General features: G+C 56.4%; 13 protein-coding genes and 2 tRNA genes. 10 read left to right on the top strand and 5 right to left on the bottom strand.

Annotation, left to right across the window (positions count from 1 at the left end; all coding sequences use genetic code 11):
- The first annotated feature begins 39 nt into the window (after positions 1-39).
- The 3 genes from J5441_06710 to J5441_06700 all read left to right on the top strand — a co-directional run bounded on the left by J5441_06710 (position 40) and on the right by J5441_06700 (position 4,814).
- Entirely contained in the window at positions 40-1,764 is a 1,725-nt protein-coding gene (locus J5441_06710) for a leucine-rich repeat domain-containing protein (protein MBO4934835.1), read from the top strand.
- A gap of 222 nt (positions 1,765-1,986) precedes the next feature.
- Complete coding sequence (locus tag J5441_06705; protein ID MBO4934834.1) at positions 1,987-4,407, top strand: leucine-rich repeat protein; 2,421 nt, start codon at positions 1,987-1,989, stop codon at positions 4,405-4,407.
- A gap of 125 nt (positions 4,408-4,532) precedes the next feature.
- Positions 4,533-4,814 (top strand): hypothetical protein, encoded by a 282-nt coding sequence (locus J5441_06700; GenBank protein ID MBO4934833.1) that lies wholly within the window; start codon positions 4,533-4,535, stop codon positions 4,812-4,814.
- A gap of 189 nt (positions 4,815-5,003) precedes the next feature.
- On the opposite strand, the gene J5441_06695 is transcribed toward J5441_06700, so the two are convergent.
- The 3 genes from J5441_06695 to J5441_06685 all read right to left on the bottom strand — a co-directional run bounded on the left by J5441_06695 (position 5,004) and on the right by J5441_06685 (position 6,780).
- Entirely contained in the window at positions 5,004-5,567 is a 564-nt protein-coding gene (locus tag J5441_06695; GenBank protein ID MBO4934832.1) for a hypothetical protein, read from the bottom strand.
- 29 nt (positions 5,568-5,596) lie between these two features.
- A complete protein-coding gene (locus J5441_06690; GenBank protein MBO4934831.1) occupies positions 5,597-6,568 on the bottom strand; it encodes an SPFH/Band 7/PHB domain protein in 972 nt (323 codons plus the stop codon).
- A gap of 135 nt (positions 6,569-6,703) precedes the next feature.
- Positions 6,704-6,780: transfer RNA gene (locus tag J5441_06685), tRNA-Met, on the bottom strand.
- A gap of 134 nt (positions 6,781-6,914) precedes the next feature.
- On the opposite strand from J5441_06685, the gene J5441_06680 reads away from it, so the two are divergent.
- The 3 genes from J5441_06680 (at position 6,915) to J5441_06670 (ending at position 11,823) form a co-directional block, all read left to right on the top strand.
- Positions 6,915-6,990: transfer RNA gene (locus J5441_06680), tRNA-Thr, on the top strand.
- A gap of 171 nt (positions 6,991-7,161) precedes the next feature.
- On the top strand, positions 7,162-8,382 hold the full coding sequence (locus tag J5441_06675) for an ATP-binding cassette domain-containing protein (protein ID MBO4934830.1): 1,221 nt from the start codon (positions 7,162-7,164) through the stop codon (positions 8,380-8,382).
- A 6-nt stretch (positions 8,383-8,388) separates the two neighbouring features.
- On the top strand, positions 8,389-11,823 hold the full coding sequence (locus J5441_06670; protein MBO4934829.1) for an FtsX-like permease family protein: 3,435 nt from the start codon (positions 8,389-8,391) through the stop codon (positions 11,821-11,823).
- A gap of 65 nt (positions 11,824-11,888) precedes the next feature.
- Here the strand turns inward: J5441_06670 and spo0A are convergent, their stop codons facing one another.
- Both spo0A and J5441_06660 read right to left on the bottom strand, forming a co-directional pair.
- Positions 11,889-12,641, bottom strand: coding sequence for a sporulation transcription factor Spo0A (spo0A, locus tag J5441_06665; GenBank protein MBO4934828.1), 753 nt, complete (start codon positions 12,639-12,641; stop codon positions 11,889-11,891).
- Positions 12,642-12,904: 263 nt separating this feature from the next.
- On the bottom strand, positions 12,905-13,489 hold the full coding sequence (locus tag J5441_06660; GenBank protein ID MBO4934827.1) for a zinc ribbon domain-containing protein: 585 nt from the start codon (positions 13,487-13,489) through the stop codon (positions 12,905-12,907).
- A 241-nt stretch (positions 13,490-13,730) separates the two neighbouring features.
- Here J5441_06660 and J5441_06655 point away from each other — a divergent pair, with 241 nt between their 5' ends.
- The 4 genes from J5441_06655 to J5441_06640 all read left to right on the top strand — a co-directional run.
- Positions 13,731-14,576, top strand: a complete 846-nt coding sequence (locus tag J5441_06655; protein MBO4934826.1) for a mechanosensitive ion channel family protein — start codon at positions 13,731-13,733, stop codon at positions 14,574-14,576.
- A gap of 189 nt (positions 14,577-14,765) precedes the next feature.
- Complete coding sequence (gene hrcA / locus J5441_06650) at positions 14,766-15,779, top strand: heat-inducible transcription repressor HrcA (GenBank protein ID MBO4934825.1); 1,014 nt, start codon at positions 14,766-14,768, stop codon at positions 15,777-15,779.
- A 12-nt stretch (positions 15,780-15,791) separates the two neighbouring features.
- Positions 15,792-16,346, top strand: a complete 555-nt coding sequence (grpE, locus tag J5441_06645) for a nucleotide exchange factor GrpE (protein ID MBO4934824.1) — start codon at positions 15,792-15,794, stop codon at positions 16,344-16,346.
- Between the two features lie 32 nt (positions 16,347-16,378).
- Positions 16,379-16,701, top strand: a 323-nt coding sequence (locus J5441_06640) for an Hsp70 family protein (protein MBO4934823.1), incomplete at its 3' end; no start/stop codon positions are given.

Here is a 16,701-nt window from a genome sequence, read left to right as displayed (position 1 = left end):
ATAATTGTCCTTACTGAAATCTGATTTGCGGAGAAACCTATGGCTATTTTCGTGAAAAAGACAACCGAAAAACTGCTGTGCCTGCTGCTCGCGCTGATAACGGCGCTTTCTGCTTGTACGTTCTGCGCTTTCGCGGAGCCGCGCGGAGAGGACGGCGAAAAGGACGAAAACATCCTTTACGACGGCGATTACTGCTACATAGTCAACGGAAGCAACGCGCTCATCGTCGGTTATACCGGCAAGGGCGGCGACCTCGTGATACCGGAAACGCTCGGCGGACTGCCGGCGGCGCAGATACGCCGCAACGTCTTCAACGAAGACGACAGAATAAAGACCGTTCACCTTCCCAAGGCGATGAAGGATATAACCGACGAGCAGTTCTGCCTCTGCACGAGGCTGAAGAGCGTCACCGTAGAGCCGGGCAACGAGGTCTACACCTCCGTCGACGGCGTGCTTTACAAAAACAAGGGCAAGACGCTCCAGCTCCATCCGCCTGCGCATTCGACCGAGTTCGACATACCGGAAGGCGTGACGAAGATCGCGCCTCACGCGTTTTTCACGAATAAGGATCTGGCGCGGGTCACCATCCCGTCCTCCGTCAAAGAGATCGGCAGAAACGCGTTTTACGATTGCGAGATCCTGCGCGAGGTATACATTCCCGACAGCGTCAAAAAGGTCGGCGCGGGAGCCTTCTCATGGTGCCTGAACCTGAAGGTGCTGCGCGTGCCGGAGAAGCTCTCAGACATCGGGCGCCGCGCGTTTTACCCGACTTACACGACCACGCATTCCGACGAAGACTTCGTCGTGCTGGGCGACGGAGTGCTCGTCGCCTACCTCGGGAGCAACCGCACCACGGTCGAGATCCCGGGTTACGTCAAGACCGTCGCGGACGTCTTTTACGCCGACGAACGGATCGAAGAGGTCGTGATTTCCGACGGCGTGCAGCAGATAGGCGACAGCGCCTTTTTCGGCTGCGCGGAGCTTGAGCGCGTCACGGTGCCGGACAGCGTCAAAAAGATAGGCGACTGGGCGTTTTACGGCTGTCCGAAGCTGCGAAGCGTCGGCATTCCGGACGGAGCCGAGGTCGGAGACTATTCCTTCGGCGCCTGCGAAAAAATCAAGAGCGTGAGCGTCAACTGCGAAAAGATCGGCGCAGGCGCGTTCGAATACTGCACGCGTCTCAGCAGCGTCGAGCTGGGCAAAAACGTTAAGGTCATCGGCCACTACGCCTTCTACGGCTGCGAGGAGCTCGGCGGACTCGAGCTTCCCGACGCGGTCACGGAGATAGGCGAGAGCGCCCTTCGCCGCACGGGCATAACCAAGCTGACGCTCAGCGATAACGTCGAATCTATCGGCAGTTACGCGTTCGCCGATAACGACGGGATCGTCCTGACCGTTACCGACGGTACCTACGCGTATAAATACGCGAAAAAGAACGGCTACGAGATGAAGGTCAAGGAAGCTTCCGCCGACACCAAGAAGGACGGGGGCAAGTCCGACAAAAAGAAGAAAACCGAGCCGAAGGCGGACGACCCCGGATTCTTCGATAAGCTGCTCGAGTTTTACGAGGAATACAAGCTTTACGTCTTTATCGGCGCCGGAGCGCTCGTTCTGCTCATCGCGCTGCTGATAATCCTGCTTGCCGCGCGCAAGCGCCGCAGGCGCCGCCTCGCGGGCGAGGCGAACGTAAAGTCCGGCTCCGGCGACGCGCTGAACCTGCCCGGCATCTCCGCCGACCCTCCGCCGGAGGATAATGAAGAATAAAGAACAAATAAAAAGCCCCCTGCAGAGGGGGTTTTTTTCGATATATGCCGCTTTGCCGGTCAATAGCTTGTTTTATTATCTGTAATTAAGTATTTGTTATCTGTGGTTAAATATTTCGTAAAACCCCTTGACAAATTCGGGGGGGGGGTACTATATAATATAGATATACTCAATCGTATCAATAGAATTATCGTGTTTATGTGAACTAACGGAGGTAATATTATGAAAAAGCTCACCAAGATCATTTCCGCGATACTGACGGCGGCGATGCTGCTCGCTTTGCTTCCGGCAGGGATGATAGTCCGCGCCGAAAGCGGCACCTGCGGCGATAATCTCACGTGGACGCTCGAAGACGGCGTCCTGACTATAAGCGGAACGGGGCAAATGGAAGACTATTTTATATGGGAGGATTATCCTGCGCCGTGGGGAAGAGCCGTTAAAAGCGTTATCATATCGGAGGGCGTGACAAGCATCGGGTGCTATGCGTTCTATGGTTGCGCAGAGTTGACGAGCATCAGCATACCGGACAGTCTTAAAAACATATATAGTTACGCGTTTTACGGATGTACCGGTCTGACCGACACAGCACTGCACGAAGGAGTCCAAACAATTGAATATGGCGCGTTTTCCGGCTGCACCGGCCTGACGTCCGTCGTGATACCCGACAGCGTGGTATGGCTTGGCGATGAGTTGTTCTTCGGCTGCACGGGTCTGACGTCCGTTTCGATAGGCAGCGGTTTGGAGAGCGCGGGAGGCGCCATGTTCGCCGAATGTCCGAATCTTGAAACCATAACGATAGCGGAAAACAACCCAAACTATCACGTTTCCGGAAATTGCCTTATAGATACGAGGTACAAGTCTCTGATTGCCGGCTGCAAAAACAGCGTTATTCCCGCAGACGGCAGCGTGAGGAGCATAAGCGAGGCGACGTTTCAGGGTTGTACCGGTCTGACGAGCGTTTCAATTCCGGAAGGTGTTGTGAACATAGGGCAGTTGGCGTTTTCCGGCTGCACCGGCCTGACGAGCGCCGAAATACTTGACACAAGCGACACACTCCTTTTCATCGGCGCCTGGGCGTTCGAAAACTGTTCAAATTTGAAGAGCATAACAATATTGAGTCGTAACACCGGTATCGGCGACGAGGCGTTCGTGTCTTGGAAAGACGAGGATGGCGACGGTGAACGCGAAGCGTATTATCCTACGACGTTGAGGGTATACGAGGGTTCGCGTGCTCATAATTATGCGATCAATAACGGAGTGCCTTTCGTTCTTATCGGTGCCGTCACAAAAGGCGATCCGGACGGCGACGGCGAAACAACGGTTTCCGACGCGCTCGCGGCGCTGCGCGTTGCGGCGAAGCTTGCGGAGCCGACGGAAACGTTGCTTGCCGCCTGCGATATCGACGGCGACGGCGTGATCACCGTCTCCGACGCCCTCGCGATCCTTCGCGTCGCCGCGAAGCTGGCGACTCCGAGCTCGCTCGACGGCGGCCATGCCGCAACGCTTGCGGAAATAGTAGTGACCAAGCTGCCGAAGACGACCTATAGAATCGGCGAAGCGCTTGATGTTACCGGCGGAGAAATCACGGTTTACTACAGTGACAACACTTCCGAAACGGTCGCAATGACCGCCGCGGATATGGTCAGTGGCTTTGACAGCTCCGCCGCCGGCACGCATACTCTTACAGTAACATATCATGGCAAAAGGGATACATTTGTTATTACCGTTTTAGAGAATAATACGGTATTGAGCATAGTAGTGACCAAGCCGCCGAAGACGCTCTATAGAATCGGCGAAGCGCTTGATGTTACCGGCGGAGAAATCACGGTTTTCTACGGTGACAACTTTTCTGATACGGTCGCAATGACCGCCGCGGATATGGTCAGCGGCTTTGACAGCTCCACCGCCGGTACGTATACTCTTACAGTAACATATCATGGGAAAAAGGCTACATTTAATATTACCGTTGTAGAGAATAATACGGCGGCATTGAGAATAGTAGTGGTCAATTTGCCGAAGACGGCATATAAAGTCAGCGATGAACTGGATGTTTCGGGTGGTACGATCATGGCTATATACGATGGTTGGAACGAACGGCTCCCGATGACCGTAGATATGGTCAGCGGTTTTGATAACTCCATTGTCGGCACTCAAGTGCTTACGGTCTCTTATGGCGGTGCGACGACAACCTACAATGTTACTGTTAAGGATCCGGCTGCCAAAGTGACAGTCAGTGTAGAGACGGTCGAAGCTGCTCCCGGCGCAAAGGGAGTAGAAGTCAAGATTATTGTTAACGCTGCCAGCAAATGGAACTGGGTTAGTATGCAATTGTTTTTTGATCCGGCCGGATTGATTTACAAGGGTTACGAAACGAATCCGGTTTTGAATGATGAAATCAATGCCGGAGAGAAGATCAATTTTTATATGGATGATACTACCGCAAAGAACGGCACAATCACGACGTCACTCTCTTCCAAAAAAGAGGAGGGCAATAATTACGAATATCTCTTTGTAATGAAGTTTGATATTCCGTCCGGAGCGTCAGGTTTTAAGCATATAGTTGTCGATGTTGCTGCCCTCAAGGATCGCGAAAACACAGACGTACCCTTCGTCGCGGTGAACGGCGGGATAACCGTCGCATAAGCGTTTTAACGCGGACTTATTCAGACAGCCGCCGGTTTCGGCGGCTGTCTTTCAAGCGGTTGCTTTTCAGTTGTAATTATGGTATAATAAATTGAAACAGATAACCGGCAGCAAGGATGATGTATATGGAATTTATCGCGGAACTCGGCGAGATGTTCGTTTCAATGTATGCGGAGCTCATAAACCTCAACGCGCCGGAGGAAAAGCGCGGATCGAAGAAGCGCCGCGTTATCGCGGCAATAATCGCGTATACCGTGGTTGCCGTCACTGTAGGACTTTTCGTTGCCGCGGCCGTGCTTTTTGAAATGGATAAGGGACAGGCGGGGTTTATCCTCATCTCCGTCGGGATAATACTGTCGATTGCTCAGATCCTTGCCGCCATATCTTTCGGCGGAAGCGGCAAATAGTTCAAGTGCGAGCCGTCGCGCGCAGACGCCGCCGCAGACTCGCGGGCGAAGCGTCCGTACCGAACTCCGACGACGCGCTGAACCTGCCCGGCATCTCCGCCGGAGGAAGAATCCGGAGAATAACAGACCGAAAACCGCAAAGAAAAGCCGCTCCGATCGGAGCGGCTTTCGCTGTATTTCCCTGACTTATCAATACCACTTAAACTCGAGGGTGTTCATGAACTTCTCGACCTGCGAGGCGTCATAACCCTCTTTATAGACGGTGTAAAGGATGCGGTAATAGCTCCACTCCATCTGGTTTCTGCTCTCGGTGAAGGCGATCTTTATAACGTAGATGCACCAGTCGGGCATACCGTAGTGGTTTATGATCTCCTGGTATTCGTAGGTGCGTCCGTTGACGGTCTTCGTCTGGATCGGAGCCTCGTTGTCATATTCGTGGTAGGCGACGACGTCGGCGTCGTAGCGGTCGACCTCGACCATGCAGCTGACGCCCATATCGGTGAAGAGATTGCCCTGATGATTCGCGGGCAGCTTCAACGTGATTCCGTCGTCTTCGTAGGCGAGCGGGTCGGTGAACTCCTCTTTTTCGCCCCAATCGAAGCTGACGACCGAGCCGGCGGACGAGCTTTCCTTCTCGCTGCTGCCGGCGCCGGAGCCGCTTCCGCCGGAGGCGGTCTCACTTCCGGAGCCGCAGCCGAATGTCAGCAGCACGGAAGCTATAAGAAGCAGACAAAGTATCAGTCGTTTTTTCATATCGGTTCCTCCGTTATGCAGTATCCGCGTCAGGTGCGCGGATCGTCGTCGCAGCAGTAGTCGGCCTTAGGCGGCTGCGGCGCTTCGGGCGCGGGCTTCGTCACGTCGCCGAGACCGGTGACCTCGGAGAAGAGCACGCTGCGGTTGACGGCCTCCACCGCGTCGGTGGGAATGATTATCTTGGACGCCTTGCCGTCCGCCATGCGGACGAGCGCGTCGTACTTTTTAAGTTCGATGACGGCGGCGTCGGCTCCGGCGTCCTTGAGCGCCTGAATGCCGTCGGCTTCCGCCTTTTTCGCGAGGTAGATGGCCTTCGCTTCGCCTTCCGCGCGGGCGATACGCGCGTCGCGTTCGCCCTCGGCGGCGAGGATCATAGCCTGCTTGTCGCCCTCCGCGCGGGTGATCGCGGCGGCCTTGTGGCCTTCCGCCTGAAGCAGGGTTTCGCGGCGGTCGCGTTCCGCCTTCATCTGCTTCTCCATCGCGACCTGGATCTCTCTGGGCGGGATGATGTTTTTCAGCTCAACGCGGCTGACCTTGATGCCCCATTGGTCGGTGGCTTCGTCGAGGATCTCGGTCATCTTGGCGTTGATCGTGTCGCGGCTGGTGAGCGTTCCGTCGAGCTCCAGCTCGCCGACGATGTTACGCAGCGTCGTTGCGGTGAGGTTCTCGAGCGCGCTGATGGGGTTGACCGCGCCGTAGGTGAAAAGCTTGGAGTCGAACACCTTGAAATAGACGACGGTGTCGATCTGCATCGTGACGTTATCCTTCGTGATAACGGGCTGCGGCGGGGAGTCGAGCACCTGCTCCTTCAGCGTGATCCTGCGGGCGATGCGCTCGAAGAACGGGATCAGCACGTGGAAACCGGCCGCCCACGTGGTCTTGTACTTGCCGAGGAATTCGATGACGTACTCGTGCGCCTGCGGCACTATCTTCATATTGGCGAGGATGAAGAGCACCACGAATGCGGCGACGGCTATGATTACGATCGTTGCGGGTTCCATAATAATACCTCCTGAATATTATTATTCACACCGGCATTATAGCATATCCGCGTGAAACAGTCAATATTATCGCGTCCGATTTCGGTATTTCGTGGAACAAAAAGGAAAGACGACACTCGCGGATCGTCTTCCCTGTGGTAGCGGTAGTTGGACTCGAACCAACGACACTCCGGGTATGAACCGAATGCTCTAGCCAACTGAGCTATACCGCCGTATTCTCGGCAACAGCCGTAATTGTGATTATATTACAACGCGGCCCGCTTGTCAAGCAAAATTTTCAAGATGTCAAAAAAATATAAAAAAACACTTGACTTTTTCTACCCGCGCTTATATAATATTCGTTGCTGCTGTTGTGGCACAGTTGGTAGCGCACCGCCTTGGTAAGGCGGAGGTCACGGGTCCGAATCCCGTCAACAGCTCCATGCGAGAAGCGTCCGCTTTGCGGGCGCTTCTTTGTTTTGCGCTCCCGCGCGCTCCGGCGCAAAAAAACGCAAAAATACGCGGTTTTATCTTGCAATAATCGCGGGATTCGTATAAAATAATCATATTATATACACGGCTATCGTTCCCGACAAAAAAGGAGATGCGGCATAATGGCGGAAGAAAAGAGATTTACAAAAGCGACGTGGCGGATAATGGAGCAGCTGCTGAACGTGGAGAATATCGAGGACGCCCTCTCGGGCAGTCTCGAGATCATAGTTGAAACTCTCAACAGCGAGGCGGGCGCGATCTGGATCCTGGATAAGAATACGGACCGCCTCAGCCCGATTTTCCACATCGGTCCGGCGGACGTCTCGGGAATCACCGTCGAGAACGGACTCGGGATCGAGGGCGCCGTGACGAAAACGGGCAAGTCCGTAATAATCGCCGACGCGTTCAACGATCCGCGCTTCGACAGTTCTGTCTTCGACGACAACGGCCTGCAGACGAAGACGATGATCTGCGTGCCGCTGAATAACCTTCACGACGTGATCGGCTGCATCCAGATAGTCAACAAGAAGAACGGCGGACATTTCGACGACGACGAGCTCCGGCTTTGCGAGCAGATGGCCGCTCTGGCCGCCATTACCGTCGAGGAAAAAGGGCTCGCGGTCGACCTCGGCGAAAAGAAAGAGGTGCTCGCCGAGCTGAAGGACGTCGTCAAGGAGTTCCCGTCCGGCGACGGCGTTTCCCGCGTGCTCAAGGGCGTCAACCTCGAAATATACAAGAACGAGTTCGTCGTGGTGCTGGGCGAATCCGGCTGCGGCAAATCCACGATGATGAACATAGTCGGCGGCATGGACTTCCTCACCGAAGGCGCGCTCACGATCGAGGGCAGGGACTTTTCGCATCCCTCCGACGCCGACCTTACGCAGTACCGCAGGCAGTACGTCGGCTTCATATTCCAGTCCTACAACCTAATGCCGAACCTGACGGCGCTCGAGAACGTCCAGTTCATCGCGGAGCTGGTGGACGGCTCCATGCCCCCGCTCGAAGCGCTCGACAAGGTCGGGCTGAAGGACAAGGCGAACAACTACCCCGGCCAGATGTCCGGCGGTCAGCAGCAGCGCGTTTCGATCGCCCGCGCCCTCGTCAAGAATCCGAAACTCATCCTCGCGGACGAGCCGACAGCGGCGCTCGACTATACGACGAGCATCGAGGTCCTCAAGGTGATCGAGGATATAGTCAGGAACCACGGTTCGACCGTTATGATGGTCACCCACAACCCCGAGATCGCGAAGATGGCCGACCGCGTGGTCAAGGTCCGCAACGGCAAGATCGCCAGCATAAAGAAGAATATGCATCCGCTCCACGCGGAAGAGCTCGTCTGGTGACCGCATATGAAAAAAACGCAGTTAAAAGACGCGATAAGGAACATATGGAAACAAAAGGTATCGTTCCTTTCCATCGTAATAATCGCAATGATCGGCGCCACCACCTTCCTCGGCATCGATTTTTCGGCGAACGCGATGCGCATAAACGGTTCGGAGCTGTATAACAAGTACAACTTCCGCGATATCGAGGTCATTTCGACGCTGATGTTCACGCAGGAGGATCTCGAGGCGCTCCGCGGGATCGAGGGCGTCACGGACGCCGAGCCGATACGCCTGACCGACGCGAAGATCCCGAAAGGCGATATGCGCGAGGATATCCAGGCGATAACCGTTACCGAGCGCATCAACGTCGCGGAACTTATCGAGGGGCGTATGCCGCAGGAGGTTTCCGAATGCGCGATAGAAGAGTTCGCCTCACAGAATCTGGGACTCCGTATCGGCGACAGGATAACCCTCTACGACGCCGAGGGCAAGAAAAAAGCCGAACATCTTAAAGTCAACGAATTCGTCATCGTCGGCGTCGTCAAACACCCCGATCACGTGAACTCCATCGTCCCGAACGTGCCTTACGCCGTCGTCAAGTGGGAGGCGTTCGACGACGAGGAGCTCGACGGCTGCTTCATGCGGGCGGAGCTCGTCATCGACAAGCCGGACGGCATAAACCGCTTTTCCGCGAAATACAACAAGCTTGTCAACGCCGTTATGGAGAGGATCGATGAAATCGCGGTCGAACGCGCGGAGAAACGCGACGAGTTCGTGCGCGGCGGCTGGAACGCCGAGCTTGACGAGAACGAAAAGAAGCTGGACGACGCGGAAAAACAGCTTGAGGACGCGCGCCGCGAAATAACGGAAAAAACCTCCGAGCTGATCGACGGAATAATAGAGCTGCACGACGCCGAGGTCAAGCTCGATTTCGGCAAGACCGCCCTTGACGACGCACGCGTAAAGATAGAGGCGGGCAAAAAAGAGCTCGACGCCGCAAAAAAGACGCTCGATACCGAGAGGGTCAAGCTCGTCGACGGCAAAAAGGAGCTCGACGCCGCAAAGGCGAAGCTCGACAGCGCCAAAAAGGAGCTGGAGGACGGCTTCGACGCAATAGAGGAGGGCAAAGCGAAGATACGCGATATCTTCAAGGAAGCCTACAAGCTCGCCTTCAAGGACGGCGAGGGCTACAGTCTGATACGATGGGCGGAAGTTGAAAAGGCGAACGCCGACGATCCCGCCGAAACGGCGCGTTATCTCTGGCTCACCGACAGCTTGAGAGTCGACCTCGGCAGAGCGATAGAGGACGTCGCCGGCGCGATAGTCAATTCCGAGAGCATATCCGACAAGCTGCTCGTCGCGCTCTATAAGGTCTCTATGTTAAGCGAGCCTCCGCGCACCGGAGACGGCGAATACGATATGGACGTCGTCCGCGCCACGCTTGTGAGCAACGCCTCCGCGATGCTGAAGGATTACAACTTGCTCGCCGACGCATGCGCTCAATGGGACAAAGGCCACGACGAATACGTAGCCGGCCTCGTTCAGTACCGCGACGGCCTTGCGAAATACGAAGACGGCAAGGCGCAGTTCGATGCGGGCGAGGCGAAGTATAACGACGGAGTGAAAGAGTATCAGGCCGGGCTGGAAGAGTATCTGGCGCAGAAAGCGAAATACGAAAAAGGCGTCGCGGAAGCCGCGAACGGACAAGCGCAGATCGACGACGGTCAGAAGAAGCTCGACGACGGCGAAAAGCAGATCGAAGACGGCCAGGTCGAGCTCGACAACGGAAGAGAGCAATACTACAAAGCGCGTGAAAAGGTCGATTCGATCCCGCCGTGCCGCTGGATTTCCTTCGCCGGCAACGGAAACGCGAGCTTCTCGCAGCTGCGAATGGGCAGCGAGAGCATCTCAAGCATAAAGATGACCTTCTCCCTCCTTTTCATAATCGTCGGCGCGCTCGTTATCTTCGCCACGGTCGGCAAGATGGTCGACGAGCACAGAAAGCTTATCGGCACGACGAAGGCGCTCGGCTTCTTCAATAAGGAAATATTCGCGAAGTATCTCATCTTCGGTGTTTCGCCGACGGTGCTCGGCATAATCCTCGGAGTCGCCGCCGCGCGCTTAGGCGTAGAGCCGTTCCTGCTGAACGGATTGAACAAGTACTATTTCTTCGATATATCAAAGCCGCGCTTCATGCTGCTCCCGACGGTGCTGGTCATCGCCGCCGCCGCGGTAATGGCCGCCGTCGCGGTATGGTTCGCCTGCACGAAGCTGCTGCGTGAGCCGGCGGTAAGGCTGATGCAGGATAAGATGCCCGCGGGCAGAAAGGGCCAGGGCGGCAGGCGCGGACTTTCGCTCTATTCGCGCCTCATCCTTCTGAATATGCGCAGCGATCTGAAGCGCGTTATCGTAACAATCGTCAGCGTGGCGGGATGCTGCGCGCTGATAGTCGTCGGTCTCACGCTCCGCTCCGCCATGAAGGGCTGCGTCGATAAGCAGTACGGCGGCGTGACCGACTATGATATCGTAGTTAAATACGAGCCGGACTACCTGGAAGAAAGACGCGAAAAATTCTGTGAAATACTGATCGACGAAGGCGTGGACTTCACAGACGTTTACCGCGCGGACGTCACTTATAACGCGGAAGATATGCAGATGGGCGAGCTCATCTGCGGCAGCATCGACCCGATAAACAATTTCATGCACCTGAACGACTGGAGAAGCGGCAAGCCGCTCTTCGCGACGAACGAGGGCGTGCTGATACAGCGGCGCACCGCGGAAATGTTCGGGCTTGACGTCGGCAGCGAATTCGACCTCACGCTCGGTGCGCGGACGGTCTTCGTGAGGGTCGGCGGCGTCTTCGAGAATTATATCGGCAGAACGATAGTAATGAGCAAGGATTATTACTGGTCGCTTTTCTTTGATTACTGCCCCTCTAACGCTTTCCTCGTCGACCTGAACGGCGCGGACGAAGCTCAGCTCACCGAAAAGCTGCATAACGTGGAAGGTTTCGATACCGTGACCCGCGCGGACGCCGACAGGACGATAGTCGAAACTTCGACTTCGATGGCGGACGCCGTCGTGGCGCTCTTTATCTTCATCGCGGCGGTGCTCGCCGGCGTCGTGCTGATGAACCTGACGAATATGTATATCCTGCACAAGAAGCGCGAGCTGACAGTAATGCGGATCAACGGCTTCAGCGTCAAAGAGGCGAAGGGCTACGTCCTGCGCGAGACCTTCGTGACGACGGCGCTCGGCGTTATCCTCGGCGTCCTCGCCGGAGCCGGCATCGGCTACGCCATCATACGCACGCTCGAGCAGAACTTCCTGCAGTTCGACCGGAGCGTGAACTTCCTCGCGTGGGGCGCCGCGGCGGTCATCACGGTGATATTCACCGTCGTCGTGAATATGATCGCGCTGCGCAAGATCAAGCACCTGAAGCTGACGGACGTCAACTGACGCTTTGCAACAAAAAAGGACCGTACCAAATCAATTTGGTACGGTCCTTTTTTGACAGTTACCGTTCAGATCGCTTTCAGCCGCAGCTTGTCGGCGACGAGCGCTATGAATTCGCTGTTCGTCGGCTTGCCGCGGTCGGAGCGTATCGTGTAGCCGAAAAATCCGTTGAGCACGTCGACGTCGCCGCGGTCCCACGCGACCTCTATCGCGTGCCGTATCGCGCGTTCCGCGCGCGAAGGCGTCGTGCCGAAGCGCTTTGCGACCATCGGATAGAGCTCCTTCGTCACGGAGTTTATCAGGTCCATATTCCGGAGCGTAAGCGAGATCGCTTCACGAAGATACTGGTATCCCTTTATGTGCGCCGGTACGGCGAGCGTATGGAGCAGCTCCGTGATTTCCGCTTCCGCGTCGAGCTTCCGTTCCGGCGGCGCGCTTATCATACGCCTGACGTCGTTCCGCATTCGCAGCATATCGAGCCGCGCCGCGAGCAAATGCCTGTCGACGGGCAGCTCGAGGCAGTATGCCGCGCCCTGCTCGACGGCCTCGGCGGCGGCCGCGCCGTCGCTTCCCGAATAGGTCACTATGAACCCGGGCGCGTCCTTCCTCGCCTTCATCAGCGAAAGAACGCCGAGCGCGTCTATGCTGCGCATCGCCATATTCATCACAACTGCGTCCGGCTTGAGATCCTCTGTCATTTTTATGACCTCTCTGCCGTCCCTTCCGCAGAAAACCGCCTGCATATCATACCCTTTGAGAATGCGCTTTGCTTCGTCGCTGTTTCCGAAGCATTCGTCCGCAATAAGCACCTTGTACTTCATACTGCGAGCTCCTCTCAAATATTGTTTTTTTGCGGTCGTGAGTTGCCTTTTTCTTCGGTCTTCTTGTATTATAATGCACGCTTCACGGGTTTTCAAGCGTTTTCCGCATAATGCGCCCGAGAACCGTTCGACCTGCGGCGACACGCTGCGACGCGTACACAAAATATACCTCCGGCTGCGCCGGAAAACCGCAATATCCGCGCTTTTGCGCGTAAAAAAAGAACCGCCGATATCGGCGGTTCTTTTTGAAGTTGAGTCTTGGATTACTGCTTCTTGATGAGGCCGTTGAGCAGGTCGGGCTTGAAAACAAGCACGAATCCGCAGATGCAGAAGACAACCGCGAAGTACCAGCAGACGGCGGGGGAGAAGTGGAATCCGCTGACGCCGATAAGCGCTCCGATGAAGGTGAAGAGAAGCGCTACGCCAAAGCACGCGAAATAAATGATAGGCATTTTTTCGGATACTTTGAAGGGGATGTTGAGGAACTTGTTGAAATCAACGAACTGGGAAGCAAGATACACGAAGAACAGGATGATCTGGATGATCATGAAGATCTTGCCGAAACCAAGCAGCACGTTAACATCGAACGCGCTGCCGCCGGAGAACAGACCGGCGGATCCGCCGTACTTAGAGCTGATGAGCGGCAGGAAACCGAAGATGAAGCAAAGCAGAGCGACAAACATCGCGGCGAAGCTTCCGACGCTGGGCATGGTGAAGATTCCTGCGGGCTTGGCACCCTGCTGGGGCGCGGCCTGAGGCGCGGGAGCCTGAGCGCCCAACTGAGCGCCGCAAGCGGGGCAGAACTGGGAGCCGTCGGGCAGCTCCATTCCGCATTTCGGACAAAACATAGAATTTTCCTCCTCTGTAATAATTAGAGTCTACTTTGATTATATATGACAAAGCGGTGATTGTCAACACAATTTTATCAAAATTTGCCTTTTGAAAGCGCGGAAACGCGGATACCGCCTATGTTTCGGCGCACAGCGCATGATTTTCAGCTTTTTTGCGGTTTTCTATTGCGCAACGGAGGCAAAGTGGTGTATTATATAGTATCGGTTCAAACAAACAGACAGCGAAGGTGATGTGGATTTGCGTACGCTTATAAACAATCTTGAACTTCCGTGGCGTATCCTTGCTTACGCGGGAGTAGTCGTCGTGATAGCGTTCCTCGCGTGGGTCGCCACGCGCATAAACAAGGCCGTTTTCCGCAGGATACAGCGCCGCCGCGGCGGACTGCAGCTCGTGTTCTTTGAGCGCGTCAACGCGGTCGTTATCGTGATCGCGGCGTTCGTGATAACGGTTTCGTTCTTCAGCGGCTTCGAGGCGATATGGCAGACTCTCCTCGGCGGAACGGCGATAATCAGCGCCGTGCTCGCATTCGCCGCGCAGGACGTCATCAAGGACATCCTTGCCGGCCTGATGATCAGCATCCACAAGCCGTTCGAAATCGGCGACCGCATAGTGCTCGACGACGGCACCTCCGGAACGGTGGAGGGAATGAACGTCCGTCACGTCGTGCTCATCGGCGTCGACACGCAGCGAATAGTCATCCCCAACAGCGTGCTGAACGCGCAGAAGCTGGTCAACTTCAGCTACGGCCGCAAGGATAAGTCGGTGCAGCTGAAATACGCCGTCAGCTACGATACGGATATGCAGAAGGCGAAGGACGCCATCGCCGCCGCCGTTGAGAGCAGCGAATACTCCAAGCCCATCAAGCGCACCCACAGTGAAAAGACCGGCTATACGCCGCCGTACTTCCTGCAGTTCGCCGACAGCGCGCTCATCCTCGCCGTTACCGTGTATTACGACAAGGGAGTCCGCACCGAGCTTGTTATCGACGACGTGAACGTCCGCGTGCGCGAGGCGCTCATCGCCGTCGGCATTGAGATCCCGTACACCTACGTCAACGTCGTTGACGCCGGGAAGAAGGATTAAAGCGTCGAAAAAAGCTATATAACGTCATACGCCGGAGCGTCTTGCGGACGCTCCGGCGTTTTTTCAAAAATTTCACAATTTATTTATTGACTTTTGTGTAAAAAGGTGTACAATAACAGAGTTGGCACTCGGAGGTCAAGAGTGCTAACGGACAGAGAAAGAAACGGACAGCCCCCGGGGGTGAACGGAATGGAGATAGGCGACAGAAGAAACGAAATACTGCGCATCGTGGTCAACGGCTACGTCGAAAGCGGCGAACCCGTCGGCTCGAAGCTCGTTGCCGAAAAGCTCGGCGGCGTTTCCTCCGCGACGATCCGCAACGACATGGCGGAGTTGGAGCGCGCGGGACTGCTTGAGCAGCCGCACACCTCATCCGGCCGCGTTCCCACCGTGGAGGCGTACCGCCTTTTCGTCAACAGGCTTATGCCGAAGGAGCCGCTGCCCGAAGCGGTGCGCTCCGAGGTTCTCGCCGAGCTGCGCAGCGGAGCTCCCTCCGCGGGCACGCTCCTCGACCGCGCCAGTCAGCTCCTTTCGCGTATGACGGAGTGCGCCTCCGTCGCGATAACCCCGTATATAAAGGGCCTGCGGCTGATGAAGATGAACCTCATCGTCGCCGACAGCTGCGTCTACGTCGTCGTCGCCGTGACGAACGACGGCGCGGCGAATCCGCGAAGCTGCCGCACGCGCGGCGAGGTCTCGCCCGAGGAGCTTGAAATGCTCAGCAGGGCGATAAACGAACGTTTCGCCGACCGCGAGATCAACTCCGAGCTCGCGAAGGAAATGGAAGACCTATGCCGCGAGCTTGAGCTCAGCGGCGACGGAAACGCGCTTTTCGCGACCGCGCTCGCGACGCTTTCGGACTGCGACAGCGGCTCGGTCTACATCGGCGGCGTTTCGCAGCTGCTTCACCGCGCGGACGCCGTTACCGCGCACCGCGTCGTCGAGCTTTTCGACCGGCGCGACGCGCTCAGCGACCTGCTCCGCAGGATCCACGGCAGCAGCGCGACCGTCCTGCTCGGCAGCGACAGCGCGGATGAGCGCCTTTCCGACGCGGCGGTCGTCGGATGCGGCTACGATTCGCCCTCCGGCGAGGGCAGCGTCGCGCTCATCGGGCCGGTGCGCCTGAACTACCGCGACGCCGTCGCCAGCGTCGATTTCATTGCGAAAACCCTCTCCGAGCTGCTTTCGGACGAGTACAGATAAGAGGTAATCAGGATGACGGATAACGAGAAGAAGCCGGCTTCCGAAAAGGAAGTCAAAAAGCCCGCCGGTCAGCCGGCGAAGAAGGACGGCGCGAAAAAGGAATCCTCGAAGAAGGAGCTTGAAGCGCTTAAAACAAAGCTTGAAGCGGCGGAAGCCGAGCTCGCGAGGGTCAACGACCTGCTGCTGCGCACCACCGCCGAATACGATAACTACCGCAAGCGTACCGCGCGCGAGAAGACGGAGCTTTATACCTCCGTCGCGGCGGACACCGTCGCGAAGCTCCTGCCGGTGCTCGACAGCATCGAGGCGGCGCTCGCGAGCGAAAACGCGGACGCGGAGAAGCTCCGCAGCGGCGTCGAGCTTATCGCGAAGCAGTGCGCGAAGGCGCTTGCCGACGCCGGCGTCGAGGAGATCGAGACCGAATCTTTCGATCCGAAGCTTCACGACGCGGTTATGCACGTCGAGGACGAGTCCCTGCCGGAGAACTCCGTCGCGCAGGTCTTCCGCAAGGGCTACAGGCTCGGCGAAACAGTAATACGTCCCGCGACCGTAAAGGTCGCCAACTGAATGGATAATAATTTCTGAAAGGATTGATAATTATGTCAAAGATCATCGGTATCGACCTCGGAACAACCAATTCCTGCGTAGCGGTCATGGAGGGCGGCGAGCCCGTCGTCATCGCCAACGCCGAAGGCGGACGCACCACTCCGTCCGTAGTCGCTTTCGCCAAGTCCGGCGAGAGAATGGTCGGGCAGGTCGCCAAGAGACAGGCGATAACCAACCCCGACAGGACCATTTCCTCCATCAAGAGAGAGATGGGCACCGATCACAAGAGCGTCATCGGCGACAAGAGCTACACCCCGCAGGAGATCTCCGCGATGATCCTGCAGAAGCTGAAGGCGGACGCGGAAGCGTACCTCGG

The sequence above is a fragment of the Clostridia bacterium genome (genome assembly GCA_017620395.1).
Lineage (GTDB): Bacteria > Bacillota > Clostridia > Oscillospirales > RGIG8002 > RGIG8002.
The sequence above is the reverse complement of the archived record's forward strand: the minus strand, read 5'-3'. Positions and strand labels throughout refer to the sequence as shown.

Bases quoted from the DNA above. Each gene is read 5' to 3' on its own strand.
- hrcA (MBO4934825.1), top strand. From the start codon at position 14,766: ATGGAGATAGGCGACAGAAGAAACGAAATACTGCGCATCGTGGTCAAC.
- J5441_06705 (MBO4934834.1), top strand. From the start codon at position 1,987: ATGAAAAAGCTCACCAAGATCATTTCCGCGATACTGACGGCGGCGATG.
- J5441_06700 (MBO4934833.1), top strand. From the start codon at position 4,533: ATGGAATTTATCGCGGAACTCGGCGAGATGTTCGTTTCAATGTATGCG.
- grpE (MBO4934824.1), top strand. From the start codon at position 15,792: ATGACGGATAACGAGAAGAAGCCGGCTTCCGAAAAGGAAGTCAAAAAG.
- J5441_06670 (MBO4934829.1), top strand. From the start codon at position 8,389: ATGAAAAAAACGCAGTTAAAAGACGCGATAAGGAACATATGGAAACAA.
- J5441_06690 (MBO4934831.1), bottom strand. From the start codon at position 6,568: ATGGAACCCGCAACGATCGTAATCATAGCCGTCGCCGCATTCGTGGTG.
- spo0A (MBO4934828.1), bottom strand. From the start codon at position 12,641: ATGAAGTACAAGGTGCTTATTGCGGACGAATGCTTCGGAAACAGCGAC.
- J5441_06660 (MBO4934827.1), bottom strand. From the start codon at position 13,489: ATGTTTTGTCCGAAATGCGGAATGGAGCTGCCCGACGGCTCCCAGTTC.
- J5441_06710 (MBO4934835.1), top strand. From the start codon at position 40: ATGGCTATTTTCGTGAAAAAGACAACCGAAAAACTGCTGTGCCTGCTG.
- J5441_06675 (MBO4934830.1), top strand. From the start codon at position 7,162: ATGGCGGAAGAAAAGAGATTTACAAAAGCGACGTGGCGGATAATGGAG.
- J5441_06695 (MBO4934832.1), bottom strand. From the start codon at position 5,567: ATGAAAAAACGACTGATACTTTGTCTGCTTCTTATAGCTTCCGTGCTG.